At 48.2% G+C, this 1,936-nt stretch carries 3 protein-coding genes; all 3 read right to left on the bottom strand.

Going from position 1 to position 1,936, the window contains the following annotated elements:
* On the bottom strand, window positions 1–773 hold a 773-nt coding region (locus ABW391_RS03970), incomplete at its 3' end, for an NAD(P)/FAD-dependent oxidoreductase (RefSeq protein ID WP_353480532.1).
* Window positions 760–1,452, bottom strand: coding sequence for a methyltransferase domain-containing protein (locus ABW391_RS03965; RefSeq protein ID WP_353480531.1), 693 nt, complete (start codon window positions 1,450–1,452; stop codon window positions 760–762). The genes ABW391_RS03965 and ABW391_RS03970, both read right to left, overlap by 14 nt.
* A partial coding sequence (locus ABW391_RS03960) for a 3-oxoacyl-[acyl-carrier-protein] synthase III C-terminal domain-containing protein (RefSeq protein WP_353480530.1) occupies window positions 1,445–1,936 on the bottom strand: 492 nt, incomplete at its 5' end. The genes ABW391_RS03960 and ABW391_RS03965, both read right to left, overlap by 8 nt.

The following is a 1,936-nucleotide window of genomic DNA, read 5'->3' as shown; positions in this document are numbered from 1 at the left end:
GGCGCATCGTACAAAAAAGTGGCTTGGGTGAAATATTTTTTGAGAAAAGGGTTTTTGTACAACACCTTTTCTTCCATACTTTTGAGGTCATTGCCCGCTTGCTGTAAGCTACTGGCTTTGGAAAGGTAACACAAGCAATACCGATCATTGTCTACTTTTGAAATGCCGCAATAGCCATCCTGGAAGTTGTGCAATTCGATGCGGTCGGGTGCCAGATCGGTCTGGATGTGGTATTTAACGCCGATGTAATTGGGTAGATTATTGGAAATGGAGCGGCTGGGTTTGGCAAAGATGGGGGCGTATTTTCCAAAACTTCCGCAGACCAATTGCGCAAAATAATTGCCTTGACTGGTCTGGATCTCCGAAACAAGGTCATCCAGCGCTTGCACATCGTTTACTTTACAGTTTTCCAAAACCGTAACGCCTTTGCTGCGTGCCAACTGGCACAAGTAATGATCCAGACTGTACCTGCTGATCCCAAAACCACCCAAGGCCAGGTGGCTTTGCAACATGAACCCACTCTCGGCAGAGATGCCCAATTGCTTGATGATCGGAAGCTGTAGATCAGCCAGCGGCACCCCCAATTCGGTCAAAAAATCCCAACTTTCCAGAGAGATGTACTCGCCGCAAACCCGATGTTGCGGGTAGCTGTTTTTTTCAAATAGCACCACTTCCATGCCTTGTTGGGCCAGTTGAATGGCCAGGCACAATCCACCCAAGCCGCCGCCAATGATGGCGCAGGGATATACTTTAGGGTCGTTATTTGTTTCCATAGACGATGACTTCGTGGCGAAAAGCCCATTTGTTGAGTACAGAAAAATGGGTAGCGCCAGCTTTTTTTAGGAGGGTGATCCATTCTTTTTTGGTAAAACCGCGGGCCACCGAAAGTGGCGCGTCGTTTTTCACCAAGTAGGATTTGGAAAAAAGCGCAGTTAGCGTTTTGATGGCGAAGTAAGCAAAGGTATTGCGTTCCAAATCGTTGATCAGGAGCAGGATTTTTCGATCCAGCGCAAAGTGGATGAGTTCAATCAATTGGCCTTCATCCAGGTGATGGCAAAAAAGACAGGCGTGGATGATGTCGATCTGGGGCACGTGAAGAAACATATTGCGGTAATCATCACAAATGAATTGAATGCCCTGAGCGGTTTGTTGTCGGGTGGCGTATTCAATGCATTCGGGTTTCAAATCGATGCCGATGAGCTGAACATCCATTTTTTTGCGCTGCCGCCATTTTGCAATGTGCTTCAAGGTATCTCCACCGCCACAACCAATGTCGATGAGGATGTACCGTTGATCGGGCTGTACTACTTTTTTCAGGGCGGAGAAAGTGATGTTGTACCCTCCCAATAGGGTGTTGATCCGGTCCAGTTCCCGCAGGTTTTGGAACAAGTCAGCCGCAGGAATACCTTCTGCGTCCAATAATTCTTTTTGTTGGCTTCGGTTTTCAAGCATAGCGCAATCGCATGGTTTCTACGGTCAATCCAGGCCCGAACGCGGCAGCAAAAATGGTTTGTTCTTCCGCACGGGGCGCAAGTCGATCCAGGATATTTTTAAGCACAAACAGCACGGTGGGCGACGACATGTTGCCATAATCCTTGAGTATTTGATAAGAAGCCGCCAGATCGGTGGAGCTTAGTCCCAAGGCTTCACCAAAATTATCCACGATCTTTTTGCCGCCGGGATGAACAGCCCAATGGTTGATGGATTCGGCGGTAATGCCCACGTTGTCGAGCATTTTCTTGATGTTGTTTTTGATCAAATCGCCCACGTAAGAAGTAAGGTTCATGATGAAGCCCGTTTCGGAAAGTTGCCAGGCCATTTCATTGCGGCTATCGGGAATACAAAAGGAATCAAACCCCGTAATCGCTACGTTTTTGCTGGCAGGGTCATCTTGTGGCTGGCTACTCAGCAACACAGCCGCGCTGCCATCGCCAAA

The organism is Haliscomenobacter sp., assembly GCF_040403615.1.
Taxonomy (GTDB): Bacteria; Bacteroidota; Bacteroidia; order Chitinophagales; family Saprospiraceae; genus Haliscomenobacter.
This window is presented reverse-complemented; position numbering and strand designations above follow the sequence as displayed.